This window comes from Spiribacter pallidus, assembly GCF_040838495.1.
In the GTDB taxonomy this organism is placed as follows: Bacteria; Pseudomonadota; Gammaproteobacteria; order Nitrococcales; family Nitrococcaceae; genus Spiribacter; species Spiribacter pallidus.
This window is the reverse complement of record NZ_JBAKFM010000001.1, coordinates 189,938-206,361: the sequence shown is the minus strand read 5'-3', so window position 1 is coordinate 206,361 and position 16,424 is coordinate 189,938. Positions and strand designations below refer to the sequence as shown.

13 protein-coding genes and 3 tRNA genes are annotated in these 16,424 nt (G+C 64.7%); 10 read left to right on the top strand and 6 right to left on the bottom strand.

Annotated features, from left to right (window positions below; translation table 11 throughout):
- Window positions 1-17 precede the first annotated feature (17 nt).
- Entirely contained in the window at window positions 18-719 is a 702-nt protein-coding gene (locus tag V6X73_RS01005) for a response regulator transcription factor (protein ID WP_367958187.1), read from the bottom strand.
- A gap of 275 nt (window positions 720-994) precedes the next feature.
- On the opposite strand from V6X73_RS01005, the gene V6X73_RS01000 reads away from it, so the two are divergent.
- Window positions 995-1,891 carry a transporter gene (locus V6X73_RS01000; RefSeq protein ID WP_367958188.1) on the top strand — a complete coding sequence of 299 codons (897 nt, stop codon included), beginning with the start codon at window positions 995-997 and terminating at the stop codon, window positions 1,889-1,891.
- A gap of 8 nt (window positions 1,892-1,899) precedes the next feature.
- Here V6X73_RS01000 and V6X73_RS00995 read toward each other — a convergent pair whose 3' ends face one another.
- Complete coding sequence (locus V6X73_RS00995; RefSeq protein ID WP_367958189.1) at window positions 1,900-2,940, bottom strand: NADP(H)-dependent aldo-keto reductase; 1,041 nt, start codon at window positions 2,938-2,940, stop codon at window positions 1,900-1,902.
- Window positions 2,941-3,105: 165 nt separating this feature from the next.
- Here V6X73_RS00995 and osmF point away from each other — a divergent pair, with 165 nt between their 5' ends.
- From osmF to V6X73_RS00975, 4 genes are read left to right on the top strand one after another with little or no spacing between them, the layout of a single operon-like run.
- Window positions 3,106-4,014: a glycine betaine ABC transporter substrate-binding protein OsmF gene (osmF, locus tag V6X73_RS00990; RefSeq protein ID WP_367958190.1), complete on the top strand. Its 909-nt coding sequence runs from the start codon at window positions 3,106-3,108 to the stop codon at window positions 4,012-4,014.
- A 22-nt stretch (window positions 4,015-4,036) separates the two neighbouring features.
- Complete coding sequence (locus V6X73_RS00985) at window positions 4,037-5,197, top strand: ABC transporter permease (protein WP_367958191.1); 1,161 nt, start codon at window positions 4,037-4,039, stop codon at window positions 5,195-5,197.
- Window positions 5,190-6,131, top strand: coding sequence for an ABC transporter ATP-binding protein (locus V6X73_RS00980; protein WP_367958192.1), 942 nt, complete (start codon window positions 5,190-5,192; stop codon window positions 6,129-6,131). The genes V6X73_RS00985 and V6X73_RS00980 overlap by 8 nt, the downstream gene beginning before the upstream one ends.
- Window positions 6,128-6,832 (top strand): ABC transporter permease, encoded by a 705-nt coding sequence (locus V6X73_RS00975; protein ID WP_367958193.1) that lies wholly within the window; start codon window positions 6,128-6,130, stop codon window positions 6,830-6,832. The genes V6X73_RS00980 and V6X73_RS00975 overlap by 4 nt, the downstream gene beginning before the upstream one ends.
- 15 nt (window positions 6,833-6,847) lie before the next feature.
- On the opposite strand, the gene V6X73_RS00970 is transcribed toward V6X73_RS00975, so the two are convergent.
- A tRNA-Val gene (locus V6X73_RS00970) sits at window positions 6,848-6,922 on the bottom strand.
- Between the two features lie 140 nt (window positions 6,923-7,062).
- Between V6X73_RS00970 and gltX the strand changes: the two genes are divergently transcribed.
- From gltX to V6X73_RS00950, 4 genes are all read left to right on the top strand, one after another.
- The gene (gltX, locus tag V6X73_RS00965; protein WP_367958194.1) at window positions 7,063-8,493 is read left to right on the top strand and encodes a glutamate--tRNA ligase; all 1,431 of its coding nucleotides are present in this window, start codon (window positions 7,063-7,065) and stop codon (window positions 8,491-8,493) included.
- 42 nt (window positions 8,494-8,535) lie between these two features.
- Window positions 8,536-8,611, top strand: a tRNA-Ala gene (locus V6X73_RS00960).
- Window positions 8,612-8,701: 90 nt separating this feature from the next.
- Window positions 8,702-8,778, top strand: a tRNA-Glu gene (locus V6X73_RS00955).
- Between the two features lie 71 nt (window positions 8,779-8,849).
- Window positions 8,850-9,164 (top strand): hypothetical protein, encoded by a 315-nt coding sequence (locus tag V6X73_RS00950; RefSeq protein ID WP_367958195.1) that lies wholly within the window; start codon window positions 8,850-8,852, stop codon window positions 9,162-9,164.
- Here the strand turns inward: V6X73_RS00950 and V6X73_RS00945 are convergent.
- Entirely contained in the window at window positions 9,161-10,519 is a 1,359-nt protein-coding gene (locus V6X73_RS00945) for a TrpB-like pyridoxal phosphate-dependent enzyme (RefSeq protein WP_367958196.1), read from the bottom strand. The genes V6X73_RS00950 and V6X73_RS00945 overlap by 4 nt on opposite strands.
- 74 nt (window positions 10,520-10,593) lie before the next feature.
- The gene (locus tag V6X73_RS00940) at window positions 10,594-11,970 is read right to left on the bottom strand and encodes an 8-oxoguanine deaminase (protein ID WP_367958197.1); all 1,377 of its coding nucleotides are present in this window, start codon (window positions 11,968-11,970) and stop codon (window positions 10,594-10,596) included.
- 120 nt (window positions 11,971-12,090) lie between these two features.
- Between V6X73_RS00940 and lon the strand changes: the two genes are divergently transcribed.
- Window positions 12,091-14,532: an endopeptidase La gene (gene lon, locus V6X73_RS00935; protein ID WP_367958198.1), complete on the top strand. Its 2,442-nt coding sequence runs from the start codon at window positions 12,091-12,093 to the stop codon at window positions 14,530-14,532.
- A 34-nt stretch (window positions 14,533-14,566) separates the two neighbouring features.
- Here the strand turns inward: lon and mdoH are convergent, their stop codons facing one another.
- The gene (mdoH, locus tag V6X73_RS00930; protein ID WP_367958199.1) at window positions 14,567-16,381 is read right to left on the bottom strand and encodes a glucans biosynthesis glucosyltransferase MdoH; all 1,815 of its coding nucleotides are present in this window, start codon (window positions 16,379-16,381) and stop codon (window positions 14,567-14,569) included.
- Between the last annotated feature and the right edge of the window lie 43 nt (window positions 16,382-16,424).

Below are 16,424 nucleotides of genomic sequence, written 5' to 3'. Positions count from 1 at the left end.
CGGACCGGGCGCCGGGGTCATGACTGGGGTGTGGAGCGGTTGACCTTGAGTGTCGCCGTAAATGCGTAACCGATCCCCCGGGCTGTCTGAATCGGTACCGGCTGTTCGGTGTGTCTTTCGATCTTCGAGCGCAGCCGGCGGACCATCACTTCCATCCGGCGGAAGTCATAGGTGCGCGGATCCAGGTCCATGCCGGTCACGATCTCATGGCGGTCGACGGCTTCACCGGGTGCGGTGGACAGGGCGTTCATGAATGCCACCTCAAGCGCGGTCAGCGGAATCGGTTCGCCGCCGGGGGGTTCCAGTGACCAGTTCAGGTGGTCGAATATCCAGGCGGCCCCTTCGGGCAATCGGTTGAGGAGGTTGCGAACGGTCAGGGCCACTTCGTCGAGGTTGAGTGGTTTGGTCAGGTAATCATCGGCCCCAAGCTGCCGCGCTTCTAACCGGGCCTCGTCGGCCGAGCGCCCGGTAATGATGATGACCCCCATCGCGTCGCGGTCGGCGCGCGAACGAAGCCAGGTCATCCCGTCCTGGCCGGGCAGAGTGAGATCGAGCACAAGCACCCGGGTGCCGTTTGACTCGAGCCATGCCTGCGCCGCTTCGGCCGAGGACAGTCCGATCACCCCGAGGTTGTCCATGCTCAACCGGGTGACGAGCGCATCCTGCAGCGCGGACTCGTCCTCCACGATCAGCGCATCCAGCGTCTTTTGCGCCCCCATGGGTATCGCCTCAGATTGGGAATTGCGATTTGACGACTTAGAAATAGCACACCGCCGGCCGAATCCGCTACGTCGCATTATGTAGGTTTTTGTCGGTCTATTCGTAAACGGCATATGGATCAACGTGCCCCGAGTCGTGTGTATGAGCTCGGCGTGGACCGGGGCGAACGGGATTTTTTGGGGGACGTCATCTTTGGGCAATGTTCGTTAGAACTACAAAAAACTGACTAGACCTTGCCGAAGCCCGCCCGCATACTCAGGGCATGGGCAGGGTTATGGCACTGATCACAATGTTGTTGGCCTCACCGGCCAGCGCCCTCGATCTTGGCCCCCGCGATGGGGTGCCACCGCCGGCGGGGATCAGCGGTGTCAGCATCGAGTACAGCGATCGGCGGTTTGACGGCTCGCTTGATATCAACGGCCTGTCGCTGGGTGCCACCCTCGATCGCGAGGCGGTCAACCTGCGGTGGGGACACAGCCTGCGATTGGCCGGCCGGCCGGCCTATTTCTACGGCGAGCTGCCGCTTGTCGAATATGCCGCCGATGGAGCGGTCACCGACACCTTTGATATCGATCCGGGCAGTGGCCCGGGCGACCTGGCGCTGGCCATGGCAATCTGGCCCTACGCCGATCGCGATGCCAGTCGGTATGTCGGGGTGGCGGGCTATCTTTTGTTGCCCACCGGCGAGTACGAGGCGCATCGGACCTTCGGCGCCAATCTCAACCCGGGCAACAATCGGGTCGCAGGCATTCTGCAAACGGGCATTCATCAGGGGCTGGGCCATGGTGTGGCGCTGAGCGTAGCCGCTGATGTCATGGTTTTTGAAGACAATGATCGTTATATCGGTGCACGCCTCGATCAAACATTCCAGCCCGCGGCGCCCGGGCGTCTTGAGGTCAGACCCTACTATACCGGCCAGGCCTCGCTGTCCTGGCAGCCCATGCCGGGCATGACACTGGCGTCGAGCTATTACATTGACCGCGGCGGCGAATCGCGGGTTGACGGTGGCGATTGGGAGAGCGCCGTCAATCGCGAGCGCTACGGGCTTCTGGCCCAGGTTGCCCTGTCACGGCAGTGGATGGTGAGCGCCAGCTACAAGCGACCCATCAACCGCGGGCCGGATTTCGGCCTCGAAGAGGCCGCCCAGCTTCGGCTCATCCACTGGTTCTGATCGGCCCGTTACGGGCAGGGGTTCGGCGCCCTGGCATGAATCGCCTCGATGGCTTCGTACACCGCCTCGCTCAGTACCAGTTCGGCACTGTCGATGTCACTCTCAAGTTGGGCCAGGGTGGTGGCGCCGATGATATTGCTGGTGACAAACGGCCGTGATGTCACCCAGGCCAGGGCCATCTGCGCCGGATCCAGCCCGTGTTCACGGGCCAGATCGACATAGGCTTTCGTGGCCTCGACGCCCGGATCCCTGGTGTAGCGGGTAAAACGATCGAACAGCGTCAACCGGGCTTTTGGCGGTCGCTCGCCACCCAGGTATTTGCCACTGAGCACGCCGAAGGCCAGTGGTGAGTAGGGCAGCAGACTGACCTGCTCGCGGTGCGAGACCTCCGCAAGGCCCACCTCGTAGCTTCGATTGAGCAGGTTGTAGGGGTTCTGGACGCTGACTACACGGGGCAGTCCATGGCGCTCGGCCAGCTCGAGGAATTTCATCGTGCCCCAGGCCGATTCATTGGAAAGGCCCACATAGCGGATTTTGCCGGCATCGACCATTTTCTGGAGGGATTCGAGCACCCCGAGCATGTCCGGTACAGGGTCCGGCTCGTCGCGATCCGGGGCAAAACCGAGCCGCCCGAAGAAGTTGCTGTTGCGGGCTGGCCAGTGCAGTTGGTAGAGGTCGATGACATCGGTCTGCAGTCGTTGCAGCGACTGCTCCACCGCGGTCTCGATGTCCGTCTTGCTGTAATCCCCCTTGCCGTCGCGGACTGTCCCCAGGCCCGGGCCGGCGATCTTGGTGGCGATAATGAGATCGTCCCGCTTGCCACGCGCCGCAAGCCAATTGCCGATCATGGTCTCGGTATCCCCCTGGGTTGCCGTCTCGGGGGGCACCGGATACATCTCGGCGGTGTCGATGAAGTTGATGCCCCGATCGACCGCCATATCGAGCTGGTCCGAGGCCTCGGCCTGAGTGTTTTGTTTGCCGTAGGTCATCGTCCCCAGGCATAGGGCGCTGACATTGAGGTTGGTGTGGCCAAGTTTGCGGTATTCCAAGATCGCACTCCTGTCGAATCATCGATCCAGTCTGGTGGCATCAACCCGACAGTGTGACGGGCCAGGCGCTCGGGTGCCAGCCGCGGTGGCGGTCGGCCGTCGGGGTTGTCGAATCCACTGGGGTGGTCCGTTAGACTATGGCTTCATTCCAATAGGTGATCCCCGATGCACTTTTTCAGCCGTTTTGCCTGCGCCGCCGCGCTCGGGCTGGGGGTGGGTGTGGCCCAGGCCCAGTCGCCGGTGGTGGTTTCATCCAAAATCGATACCGAGGGCTCGGTGCTCGGCCAGCTCATCATCCAGACCCTCGAGGCCAATGGGGTGCCCACCGAAAACCGTCTGCAGCTCGGCGGCACCAGTATCGTGCGCGAGGCCATCAAGGCCGGCGAAATCGACATCTATCCCGAATACACCGGCAATGGGGCGTTTTTCTTTGACCGGGCCGATGCGCCCGGGTGGAACGATGCCGAAACCGCCTACCAGACGGTCCGCGAGCTCGACCGCGAGCGCAACGACCTGATCTGGCTGCAGCCGGCGCAGGCCAACAACACCTGGGCGATGAGTGTGCGGCGCGACCTGGCCGAGGCCGAGGGCCTCGAGACCCTGGATGATCTGGCAGCCTATCTGCAAAGCGGTGGCGATTTCCGTTTTGCCGCCAGTGCCGAGTTCGTCGACTCCGAATCGGCGTTGCCGGCTTTCCAGTCGGCGTATGGTTTCGAGCTCGACGCCGACCAGCTGCTGACCCTCTCTGGGGGCGACACCGCGGCCACCATGCGAGCTGCAGCGCAGCCCGACAATGACGTCAATGGTGCGATGACCTATGGCACCGATGGAGGCGTTAATGCGTTGGGCCTGGTGGTGCTGGAGGATACTCGCGGTGTGCAGCCGGTCTATCAGCCAACGCCGGTGGTGCGATCGCAAGTGCTGGACGCCTATCCGGTTATTGCCGATACCCTCGATCCGCTTTTTGCCTCGCTGGATCTGGAAACGCTCCAGACACTCAACGCCCGGGTGGCCGTCCAGGGGCAACCGGCCAGGGATGTGGCTGCCGACTACCTCGAGCAGCTCAACGACTGAGCGCGCTGCGCCCCGGGTTGTCATGAGGCGGACCAATCGGGTCAGTCTGGTTCTGGTCCTGCTGGCCCTGCTTGGGGTATTCGGGCTGGATGCGGTTCGCATTCAGCCCAATCGCATTGTGGCCGGCACCGGCTATCGCTTGTTTGAGGCCCTGGGCCCGGTGGGGTTGCTGGCGATTGTCCTGCCGCTTTGTCTCATTGCCGGGCTGGCGCTACGCGGCAGTCGAATCGGCGCGATGATTATGCTGGTCTCGGCGGCCGGTCTGCTGCTGGCCGCGCCCTGGGGGCTGGGGGCCGCCATTACTACGCTGATCGAGCCGGGCAACGGCGCTGCACGGGCGGCGGTTGGCGGTGGCACCTGGCTTTTGATCTTTGCCCTAGCGTTGTTGCTGGTGGATCTGCGTCAGCGCCTGGGGCTGGGGGTGGGCGGTGGCCTTCTGGTTGCCACACCGCCGGTGGCCTCGCTGGCGATGGCACTGATGCAGGGTCGGCTCGATGCCCTCGGGCTGGTGCGCGAGTATCTGGGCCGGCGCGCGGCGTTTGTCGATGCGATGGTCGATCATCTGGTGCTGGTGGGGCTTGCCGTGGGTGCCAGCCTGGGGATCGCTGTGTTGCTTGCGCTTTTGATGCGCCGGGCGCCGCGTCTCCGGCAGGGGACGCTGGGCGTGCTGAGTTTTGTGCAAACCATTCCCAGCCTGGCGCTGTTTGGTCTTTTGCTTGCGCCATTGTCCTGGCTGGTGGCGCGCTATCCGGTGCTGGAATCACTGGGCGTGCAGGGCATCGGGCTGGCGCCGGCGCTGCTGGCGTTGGTCGGTTACAGCCTCCTGCCCATGACCCGCAACACCTACATTGCCCTGGAGAGTGTCGACGAAGCGGTCATTGAATCGGCCCGGGGCATGGGGATGGGCCCGCTGCAGGTCTTCTTCAGGGTCCGGCTTGTGCTGGCGCTACCATTGATCATCGAGGGGGTGCGCATCACCTCGGTTCAGGCCATTGGGCTTGCCGCAGTTGCGGCGTTGATTGGTGCCGGTGGCCTGGGGACGTTGATCTTTCAGGGACTGGGGCAGGCGGCGATGAACCTGGTCATGCTCGGGGCGCTGCCCATTGTCATGATGGCAATGCTGGTCGATGCGCTGCTCAAGGCCCTGGCAGGGGCGCTGCGTCGAGGGGATGCCGATGATTGAGCTCGACGGTGTGAGCCGGTTTTTTGGTGCCGAGGTGGCGGTCGACAACATCTCGCTGACCATCCCCGACGGCAGCCTTTGTGTGCTGGTGGGTACCTCGGGATGTGGCAAGTCGACCACGCTGCGCATGATCAATCGCCTGATCGAACATAGTGCCGGCGAGATCCGCATCGATGGCCACCAGATCAGGCGTTTCAACGAAGAAAAGCTGCGCCGGCGGATCGGTTATGCCATCCAGAACACCGGGCTTTTCCCGCATTGGACGGTGGCCCGCAATATCGGCGTTGTCCCTCGGCTGTTGAAGTGGGACCACGCGGCAGTCGACCAGCGGGTGCGCGAGCTCATGGCGTTGTTGGGCCTTGAGTTTGACGAGTTCGCCAACAAGTACCCGCATCAGTTGTCGGGCGGACAGGCCCAGCGGGTTGGTGTGGCACGGGCGCTGGCGGCCGATCCGGGGATTTTGCTGATGGACGAGCCGTTCGGCGCCCTCGACCCGATCACCCGCGCCAATCTGCAGACCGAGCTGTTGCGCATCCAGTCGCATATCCGCAAGACCATCGTTTTTGTCACCCACGATATGGATGAGGCGCTGCGTCTTGCCGATCACATCGTTGTCATGCGCGCCGGCCGAATCATTCAGCAGGGGCCACCGACCCGGATCCTGGCGGATCCGGCGGATGACTTTGTCGAAACCCTGGTAGGGGGGCGGGATCGTGGCCTCAAGCGGGCGGCACTAACCCGTGTGGGCGAGATGATGGAACCGGCCGACGCAGGCGCGCCGGCAGCGGTGGCGACGGTGACTCCCGATGACAGTATGCGCCTGGCGGTCTCGCTGATGCTCTGGCACGGGGTCTCGCGGCTGGCGGTGGTGGATGACACCGGCCGCCGGGTGGGGACGCTGCCATTGTCGCGGCTGGTGGACGAAGGCCCATGAGGCGCGTGGCACGGCCGCTGGCGTGGTTGGTCCTGTTGCTCGCGGCGGCGTGGTTGATGCCGGTGCTCGAGCCGCTTTTCGGGGCCCTTGCGCCGGATCGCGGCACGGTCATCTACCCCCGGGCCAGCTTTTTGTCCCTGCTGGGTGAGCATCTGGCCATTGTCGGGGTGGCGGCGACGATGGCCATTGTCATTGGCGTCGGCGCGGCGATTGTCGTGACCCGTCCGGCGGGGTCGGAGTTCTTGCCGCTGGTCAGCCAGCTCGCCTCGATCGGGCAGACATTCCCGCCGGTGGCCGTGCTGGCCCTGTCGGTCCCGGCCCTGGGCTATGGCCCGAGCGCGGTGGTGGTCGCGCTGGTCCTCTACGGGTTGTTGCCGATCGTGCGAAACACCCTGGCGGGATTGAAAGCGGTGGATCGGGGGGTGGTCGAGTCGGCCCGCGGCATCGGTCTGAGCCCTGGTCAGGTGCTGTGGCAGGTGGAGCTGCCCATTGCCGCGCCGGCGATCCTTGGCGGTATCCGGACGTCGGTGACCATTAACATCGCCACAGCTGCCATCGGCTCGACCATCGGGGCCAATACCCTGGGTGACCCGATCATCTCGGGCATCGTCAACAACAACATCGCCTTTACCCTGCAGGGGGCGGTGCTGATCGGTCTGCTGGCGGTGACTGTGGACAGCGCTTTCAGTCGCCTTGGCTAGGCGCGCGTGTGGGGTTGGTGGGCGGTGCTGGGATCGAACCAGCGACCCCTGCCGTGTGAAGGCAGTGCTCTCCCGCTGAGCTAACCGCCCAACCCAGCGTTGAGTCTAGAAACTCCCCCGATGGCTGTCAACGCAAAGCCCGCGGCCATGCGCGCCACCAGCTCGTCGGCACTGGCCCGATGGCCCGGCCACTCGCTACACTGTAGCGTTTTCAACCAAACAAGGCTGTTATGTCTGTCGTCACTCGATTTGCGCCCAGTCCGACCGGTTATCTGCACATCGGCGGTGCCCGGACGGCCCTTTTTTGTTGGCTCTACGCCCGTCGCCACGGGGGTCGATTTGTGCTGCGCATCGAGGATACCGATCTCGAGCGGTCCACCCCGGAAGCCATTAACGCCATCCTCGAAGGCATGAGCTGGCTGGGCCTCGACTACGACGATGGACCGTTCTATCAGACCCAGCGTTTTGACCGGTACCGTGAGGTGATCGATCGGATGCTGGCCGATGGCACGGCCTACCGCTGCTATTGCACGCGAGAGCGGCTCGATGAACTGCGCGCCGATCAGCAGGCACGCAAAAAAAAGCCCCGCTACGACGGTCGGTGCCGCGATTTGACCGAACCATCCGTCGACGCCACCCATGAGCCGGTGATCCGGTTCCGTCAGCCCTGCGAGGGGCAGACCGTTGTCCACGATCGGGTCAAGGGCCCGGTCGTTTTCGACAATACCGAGCTGGATGATCTGATCATCGCGCGGGGTGACGGGTCGCCGACCTATAACTTCGTCGTGGTGGTGGACGACATGGATATGGCCGTCAGTCATGTCATTCGCGGCGATGATCATCTCAACAACAGCGCCCGCCAGGTGAACATTCTCAAGGCGCTCGGCGTTGAGCCGCCGGTGTATGCCCATGTGCCCATGATTCTGGATGAGCAGGGCAAGAAGCTCTCCAAGCGCACCGGCGCGGCCAGTGTCATGGACTACCGGGATGCTGGTTACCTGCCCGAGGCGGTGATTAATTACCTGGTTCGTCTGGGGTGGGCCCATGGCGATCAGGAAATCTTCGGCCTCGACGAGATGACCGAGCTTTTCGACATCGACGCGATCAATCACTCCGCCTCCAGCCTCAACCCTTCAAAGCTGGACTGGCTCAATCAGCACTACATCAAGACTCTGCCGCCGGCGCGGGTGGCGCGTCACCTGGCCTGGCATCTGGCCGCGATGGACATCGACCCGGCCGAGCCCGGCGCACCGGATATCGAGTTGGTCATCGAAGCTCAGGCCGAGCGCTGCAAGACACTCGTCGAAATGGCCCGCAACAGCCGATTTTTCTATCGGGAGCCGCAGGAATACGACGAGAAGGCGGCGCGAAAACATCTCCAGCCCTCGGGCGAGGTACTGCGCGGTTTGCGCGAGCGCCTTGCCATCATCGACGCGTGGGGTGGCGAGGCGGCCCATGAGGTGGTGGTCGCCGTGGCCGAGGCGATGGGCCTTAAAATGGGCAAGGTCGCCCAGCCGCTCCGGGTGGCCGTGGCCGGCGGACCGGTCTCGCCGCCCATCGACACCACGCTGGCGCTGCTTGGCCGTGAGCGCACGCTAGAGCGCCTGGATCGGGCCATTCAGTGGGTCGACGACCAGCGTGATCCGCCCACGACGGCTTGACACCAGGCCGGGGCGTTTCTAGACTCCCGTTTCTCGTTTGACGGGGCCATAGCTCAGCTGGGAGAGCGCCTGCATGGCATGCAGGAGGTCGGCGGTTCGATCCCGCCTGGCTCCACCAACCCAACCTCGCGTCAACCACCGACCACGCTCGATTACCTTGACGGCGTCACCCGGGCTGCCTATTATTCGCGGCGTCCGCAACGGCAGCGTCCCCATCGTCTAGCCGGCCTAGGACACCACCCTTTCAAGGTGGCGACACGGGTTCGAATCCCGTTGGGGACGCCATTCCACCCCCGGGTTCACATTTCTGTCATCGATGACCGGCACACTCCGGCAAAAGAATACAGGAGTGTGTCATGGGTGCGGAGGCCGAAAATCTCGAAATGGCGCTGCGCGGCGCCGATTTCCACCGTCTGGTGAGCGACGATAGCCGACTGAAAGTGCTCATGAGCCTTCGCGATGGCGGAGAGCTCGAGGCCGAGGAGCTGGCCATCGCCCTGATGCAGGATGTCCCTGATACCCGTCGCCGGTTGAGCGAACTCGCCGAAGCCGGGCTGCTGGCGGAGCGGCGCGAGCGCTTCCGGGTCCACTACCGCCTGGCCGACGGCCTGCCGGCATGGGTGAGCATCGCGCTGGGCGCCGCCGCCGATCCGGTTGTCGACCGCCGCTAGATGGTTGGCAACCCGGCAAGGGCCATGGACTGCTCGGCAGCACTTGGCGCTTCTTCCTTGAGGTTGCCGGCCAGGTAATCCGTGTAGGCCTGCATGTCAAAATGCCCATGGCCGCAGAGGTTGAACAACAGCGCCTTCGACTCGCCGGATTCCCGGCATGCCAGGGCCGCGTCGATCGTCGCCTTGACCGCATGATTGGCCTCAGGCGCCGGGATGATGCCCTCGGCCCGGGCAAACGTCAGTCCGGCGTCGAAACACTCGAGCTGACCATAGGCCCGTGGATGAATATATCCCAGTTCGGTCAGGTGGCTGATCTGCGGCGCCATGCCGTGGTAGCGCAGCCCGCCGGCGTGAAAACCCGGTGGGACAAAGCCTGACCCAAGGGTATGCATTTTGGTCAGCGGTGTCAGGTGACTGGTATCACCCCAGTCATAGGCAAAACGGCCCTTGGTCAGCGTTGGGCATGAGGCCGGCTCCACGGCGATAAACTCCGTGGCCGGCCCGCCGCGCAGCCGTTCGCCCAGAAACGGGAAGGCAAGGCCGGCGAAGTTGGAACCACCGCCGGTACAGCCGATGATCTTGTCGGGGTAGTCATCGAGTTGCTCGAGCTGCCGCATGGTCTCAAGCCCTGAGACGGTCTGGTGCAGCAGGACATGGTTGAGCACACTGCCAAGGGCATATTTGGTGTCATCCCGCTGGGCGGCCAGCTCGACCGCTTCGCTGATGGCAATACCCAGGCTGCCGGTGGACTCCGGGTCCTGCGCCAGCACGGCACGGCCGGCCTCGGTCACGTTGCTGGGGCTGGCCACGCAGCTGGCGCCGAAGCTCTCCATGAATGCCCGGCGATAGGGCTTTTGATTGAAACTGACCTTGACCATGAAGACTTCGATATCGAGCTCGAACATGGCGCCGGCCAGCGCCAGGGACGAGCCCCATTGCCCGGCCCCGGTTTCGGTGGTGATCCGCTTGACCCCCTCGGCTTTGTTATAGAACGCCTGCGCCACCGCGGTGTTGGGCTTGTGACTGCCCGCCGGACTGACGCCTTCGTATTTGTAGTAAATGCGCGCCGGGGTCCCCAGGGCTTTTTCAAGGCGCCGGGCCCGGTAGAGCGGTGATGGCCGCCACTGCCGGTAGGCATCGCGGACCGGTTCGGGAATCTCGACCTCCCGCTCGGTACTCATCTCTTGCTCGATGACCGCCTGCGGAAAAAGCGGCGCCAGATCCGAAGGGCCCACCGGCTGATGGGTGACCGGATGCAGTACCGGTGCCATCGGCTCGGGCAGATCGGCGTTGATGTTGTACCAATGTCTCGGGATCTCGGATTCGGGCAGGACGGTCTTGATCGATTCGCTCATTGGGTTCGCTCACCTTGTGCCGGAGGGATGACCGGCATTAACCATAGCATCCTGTCAGCGATCGTGGCGTGTACTCAGCCGAGACCGGCACGGGCCACCAGCGCGGTCGCCGCCTGGTTGTGGGCTGCCGCCAGCGCACCCAGATCGCTTCCCAGGACCTCGCCGCCGCGAATGGCCGGGCGGCCATTGATGACCACCAGATCGGCGCGCGGCGGCGGACAGAAGACCAGCGCCCCGACCGGGTCGTGCACCGCCGCCCCGCTCAACTCCAGGGCGTCCAGGCGAAAGCCGGCAATATCCGCGGCCATTCCCACCTCGAGACGGCCGATGTCGTCACGCCCCAGCACCTGTGCGCCACCCACCGTGGCCAGCGCCAGCGCCTGATGGGCGGTCATGGCGTCGGCGCCGGCGTTGACACGCTGCAGCAACATGGCCTGTCGTGATTCTGCCAGAAGGTCGGCCGCGTCGTTCGACGCGCCACCATCAACGCCCAGGCCGACAGCGATGCCGTGCTTGAGGTAATCGCCGATGGGTGCGATCCCGTTACCCAGCCGCATGTTCGAGCAAGGGCAATGGGCCACCCCGCAGCCGCTTGCGGCAAGGCGGGGGAGGTCACTGCTGCCCGGGTGGATGAGATGGGCGAACCAGACATCCTCGCCCAGCCAATCGAGTGCCTCGGCATGCAGCACCGGCGAGTGGCCATGGCGGCTGCGGCAAAACGCCACCTCTTCGCGGCTTTCCGCCAGATGGGTATGCAGCCGCACGCCGTGGCGCCGCGCCAGCGCAGCGGTCTCGCGCATCAGCGCTGCCGAGACCGAGTAGGGCGAACAGGGCGCCAGCGCCACCTGCTGCATGCTGCCCGGTTGCGGGTCATGCCAGCGCTGGATCACCCGCTCGCTGTCGGCGAGGATGTGGGCCTCGTCCTCGGCCACCGCGTCCGGGGCAACGCCGCCGTTGGATTGGCCAAGCGAGACCGAGCCCCGGGCCACATGAAAGCGCATGCCCAATCCGGCCATGACCTCGATCTGATCCTCGGCGCGGCAGGTGTTCGGCCAGAGATAATTGTGGTCGAAGACCGTTGTACAGCCCGATCGCATCAGTTCCACCGCCGCCTGGCGGGTGGCCACGCGCAGATCCTCGGGGCGGGCCTCGGCCCAGATCGGGTCATGCCAGGCGAGCCAATCCATCAACCCCGCGTTCTGGGCCTGGGGCATGGCCCGGGTGAGGCTCTCGAGGAAATGCTCATGGGTGTTGATCAGTCCCGGGATGAGGACCAGCCCCCGGGCGTCCACCGTCTCGGTGGCTTCGATGCGCAACGCCTCATCCGGTTCGATGGCCACGATCCAGCCATCGCGAATGGCGATGCTGTGATGAGCAAGCACCGGGCCACCTTCGGGGTTGGCCACGCGATCGGCGTTGCGGATCAACAAATCGGCAGGGGGTTGGCTCATGACAATGCTCCCGGTCACCGCGGGCCAGCCTAGGGCAGATCGCCGGGCACTTGAACCCGTCGGCTGTTGCCTCCACATCCACAAGAGCATGCGGGCGATCCAACCAGCCTGGAGGAATCAATGACGGAATCCGAATATCAAGATGGCACCCAGATCCCGGCAGCCGGCGGCGAGCCCGAGGCGCAGGCCGAAGTCTCGCCCTCGCGCAGCCTGGTGATCCCGCGGCTGCCTGACGATGCCCTGGTGCTGCTGCCGGTGCGCAATATGGTGCTTTTCCCGCACATGCTGGTGCCGGTGGGTGTGGGTCGGCCGAAATCCATTCTGGCCGCCCGGCAGGCCATACAGAACGAACAACCCATGGGTGTGTTGCTACAACGCGATGCCGAGGTGGAGGACCCGGGCCCGGATGATCTCTACCGGGTCGGGGCGGTCGCCAATGCCATGCGCTTTGTCTCCGGCCGCGAAGGCCACCATCATCTGGTACTACAGGGGGTTGAGCGCTTTCGCGTGGTCGAGTTCATCGAGGGCTACCCGTTTCCGGTCGCGCGGGTCGAGCGCATTGTCGAGGAACAGCCCAGCGGCCCCGAGATTGACGCCCGGATGCTGGCGTTGCGGGACAAGGCACTCGAGGCGCTGGAGCTTTTGCCCCAGGCACCCCAGGAGCTGGCCGGGGCCATCAGCAGTATCCAGGAGCCCGGCGTGCTGGCCGACTCGGTCGCCGGCTATCTGGACCTCGCCAGTGAAGAGCGCCAGGAGCTGCTCGAGACACTGGATATCGCCCAGCGGCTCGAGCGTGTGCTCTCGCTGGTGGACTACCGGGTCGAGGTGCTCAAGCTCTCGCAGAAAATCAGCGAACGCACCCACGAGACCATGTCCGAGCGTCAGCGCGAGGCGCTGCTGCGCGAGCAGCTGCGTTCGATCCAGCAAGAGCTTGGTGAATCCGATCAGAAGGGAGAAGAAATCCGAGAGCTCGAGGCGCGCATCGACGAAGCCGAGATGCCCGAGGCCGTGGACGCGCAGGCTCGCAAGGAGCTGCGGCGACTTGAGCGCATGCCCGAGGGCGCCGGCGAGTACTCGATGCTTCGCACCTACCTGGACTGGCTGTTGGAGCTGCCCTGGAATGTCACCCGCACCGAAGCCATCGACATCGACGAGGCCCGGGGCATCCTGGATGCGGATCACTACGGCCTCGAGCGGGTGAAAAAACGCATCCTCGAGACCCTTGCCGTGCGCAAGCTCAACCCCGAGGGCCGCAGCCCCATCCTCTGCTTTGTCGGCCCGCCGGGCGTGGGCAAGACATCCCTTGGTCAGAGCATCGCCCGGGCCACCGGCCGGGACTTCATGCGTGCCAGCCTGGGGGGTGTTCACGACGAGGCCGAAATCCGCGGCCATCGACGCACCTATCTGGGCGCGTTGCCCGGCAAGATCATCCAGAGCATCCACAAGGCCGGATCCCGCAACCCGGTAATGATGCTCGACGAGATGGACAAACTCGGCGGCGGGATTCAGGGCGATCCCTCGGCGGCGCTGCTCGAGGTGCTTGATCCGGCCCAGAACGGGACGTTTCAGGACAACTACCTGGGTGTGCCATTCGATCTCAGTGATGTCTTTTTTATTGCCACCGCCAATGTGCCCGATCAAATTCCCGGGCCGCTTCGCGACCGGATGGAAATCATTGAATTACCCGGCTATACCCAGGAGGAAAAAGTCGAAATCGCCCGTCGTTATCTGCTCGATCGTCAGCGCGAGTCGGCAGGCCTTGCAGCATCGCAGCTCGAACTCACTGATGCGGCACTCAACCGAATCGTGGCCGACTACACCCGCGAGGCGGGTTGCCGTCAGCTCGAGCGCGAGCTGGGTGCCGTGGCCCGCAATGTGGCGGTTCGAGTGGCCGAGGGCGGGATCGAATCCGCCCGGGTCGATGCGGGCGACCTGGCCGATATCCTGGGCGCTCCGCGATACGAGAACGAGGCGGCCATGCGAACGAGTGTGCCCGGGGTGGCCACCGGTCTCGCCTGGACCCCGGTGGGGGGCGATATCCTTTTCATCGAGGCCAACCGATCCCGCGGCAGTGGACGGCTTGTCCTGACCGGACAGCTGGGGGATGTCATGAAAGAGAGCGCCCAGACCGCCCTTAGCCTGATCAAATCACGGGCCGAGGCACTGGGTGTGGATACCGAGGCCCTGCAAGCCGATGACATCCATGTTCATGTGCCGGCCGGCGCCATTCCCAAGGATGGCCCCAGCGCCGGTGTCGCCATGTACAACGCGCTGGTCTCGCTACTGACCGATCGCTGTGTCAGGCCGGATGTGGCAATGACCGGCGAGGTGACCCTGCGCGGTCTGGTCCTGCCGGTGGGCGGCATCAAGGAGAAGGTGCTAGCCGCTCGGCGGGCCGGTATACAGACCGTCCTGCTGCCGGCCCGTAACCGCAAGGACTACGAGGATATCCCCGAATCGGCCCGCTCGGATATGGAATTTCACTGGATTGAGCATGTCGAGGAGGCCGCCGATATCGCCCTGGGGCTCGCCACCCCAAGCGGGCAAGCGGCCTCTGCCTAGCCACCGGCCGATCCGGTATGGTCGAGCGTTGGGCTCAGAGCGGTTGCAGCGGCATGGGCCGGTGACACTCTAGCGGCATGGGATCGGCGACGGGGGTTTTTGCGGCCGGTTGCTGCGCGACAGGCTGATGGTTGATGGGCACCAGCCCCCCCTGCTCGGCGGGGGTGGCCGGCAGCCAGGCCGGGGCGATGGCGCTGCTGGCTAAGATCAATACCGGGTAGAGCAGCGGGCCGGCGAGTGCCGGCAAGAGCCAGGGCAGCAAACCCGGTTCGGCAAGGGCGAGCGCTGCGGCGATGGCGAGCCCGGCGACGGTCATGGGCCAGCCCGCCTGCCAGGCCTGGCTGGTTGAGATACGGCGATGGACCCGGATGCCGGTGTCCCAGCCGGCGGGCTGACCGGCGAGCATGCGCAGGATGAATACCGTGTAGAGGACCATCATCACCGGGCCGCGGAGGATGCCAAAACCCAGGGCCAGCAGTCCGCCGCGCAGCATCGCCAGCCGTCGCTTGGGCTTTGCTGTGGCGGCTGCCATGAAAACGCCAATGAGTTGCGGGCCCAGGATGACCGCAAGGCTCAGGCCGACCAGGGTGGGCACGACCCCCTCGCCGGCGCCGGCGGCGGTCAACCAGCGACCGCTCTCCGGCGAGGCAACGGCATCACCCACGCCGAAGGCAATCATGAGTATCCATAACGGCGCGTTGACATAGGCGAGCCCGCCCAGCAGAAAGTTGATGCGGGTGACCGGTCGCCAGCCCCGACCGCCGAGCAGGCGCAGATGCTGCAGATTGCCCTGGCACCATCGGCGCTCGCGTTTGAGATCGTCCAGAAAATTTCCCGGCATGCCCTCGAAGCTGCCGCCGATTTCGGGCAATACATACACCCCGCGAGCGTGGCGGCGCATCAGCCCGGCCTCGACAAAATCATGGCTCATGATATCGCCACCCAGCGGTGGCCGGCCCGGTAGCGGTGACAGCCCGCAGTAACGTTGAAAGTCATCAATCCGGATAATGGCGTTATGGCCCCAGTAGTTGGTGCTGTTGCCCTGCCAGAATGCCAGTCCGGTGGCGATGTTGCGGGCATGGATGCCCGCGGCAAGCTGCTGGAGACGGCCCAGTACCGTGCGCTGCCCCACCGGCAGCGGCACTGTCTGGATGATGCCTGCCTGCGGGTTGGCCTGCATGCGCCGGACCAGTGTGATCAGTGCCTCGGCGGTCATGCGACTGTCGGCGTCCAGCACGATCATGTAGCGATAATGACCGCCCCAACGCTGGCAGAAATCACGGATATTGCCGGGTTTGCGGCCAGTGTTGCTGGAGCGGGCCCGATAGTAGAGCCGCAGCCCGGGGCCGAATCGCTGGCGAAGGCGGGCGACGGCGGTGCGTTCACGCTCGCGCTGCGCTGGCGCTGTGCTGTCACTGAGCAGAAAAAAGTCGAAGTACTGGCGCTCGTCGTGGGCGCGCAGTGACTGCCAGGTCGCGGTCAGGCAGTGGGCGACACCGGCCATATCCTCGTTGTAAGCGGGCATGACAATCGCCGTCGGGGCCATTGTCGGCGCTTGTGTCGCCGGCGGCGGGGCAAGGCCCAGTGTCACCGGATGGCGTCCACTGAGCTGCAGTAGAATGCCCACGGTCATGGTCCAGAAAGCCATGCACGAAGTCGTGAATGTCACCGCAAAAAGCCCCAGGACCATCCACTCCATCGGCGCGATTCCGCCCGGTGCAAGCAAGCGCGCGAAGGTCGCGACACCTGCCACGGCGGTCGCCGCCACGAGCACGGCCATGAGCAAGCGCCGCCAGGCCAGTGCCGGTGTGGTCAGCCGCCAGTCGGAATCACTCGGGTTATCCTGCATGCAGAAGTCGACAGCCCGGTGAGGTTGAAGTTGCAGCCACTAA

Coding starts and splice junctions, on each gene's coding strand:
- V6X73_RS00980 (WP_367958192.1), top strand. CDS start 5,190: ATGATTGAGCTCGACGGTGTGAGCCGGTTTTTTGGTGCCGAGGTGGCG.
- lon (WP_367958198.1), top strand. CDS start 12,091: ATGACGGAATCCGAATATCAAGATGGCACCCAGATCCCGGCAGCCGGC.
- V6X73_RS00950 (WP_367958195.1), top strand. CDS start 8,850: ATGGGTGCGGAGGCCGAAAATCTCGAAATGGCGCTGCGCGGCGCCGAT.
- V6X73_RS00975 (WP_367958193.1), top strand. CDS start 6,128: ATGAGGCGCGTGGCACGGCCGCTGGCGTGGTTGGTCCTGTTGCTCGCG.
- gltX (WP_367958194.1), top strand. CDS start 7,063: ATGTCTGTCGTCACTCGATTTGCGCCCAGTCCGACCGGTTATCTGCAC.
- V6X73_RS01005 (WP_367958187.1), bottom strand. CDS start 719: ATGGGGGCGCAAAAGACGCTGGATGCGCTGATCGTGGAGGACGAGTCC.
- mdoH (WP_367958199.1), bottom strand. CDS start 16,381: ATGCAGGATAACCCGAGTGATTCCGACTGGCGGCTGACCACACCGGCA.
- V6X73_RS01000 (WP_367958188.1), top strand. CDS start 995: ATGGCACTGATCACAATGTTGTTGGCCTCACCGGCCAGCGCCCTCGAT.
- V6X73_RS00945 (WP_367958196.1), bottom strand. CDS start 10,519: ATGAGCGAATCGATCAAGACCGTCCTGCCCGAATCCGAGATCCCGAGA.
- V6X73_RS00985 (WP_367958191.1), top strand. CDS start 4,037: ATGAGGCGGACCAATCGGGTCAGTCTGGTTCTGGTCCTGCTGGCCCTG.
- V6X73_RS00940 (WP_367958197.1), bottom strand. CDS start 11,970: ATGAGCCAACCCCCTGCCGATTTGTTGATCCGCAACGCCGATCGCGTG.
- osmF (WP_367958190.1), top strand. CDS start 3,106: ATGCACTTTTTCAGCCGTTTTGCCTGCGCCGCCGCGCTCGGGCTGGGG.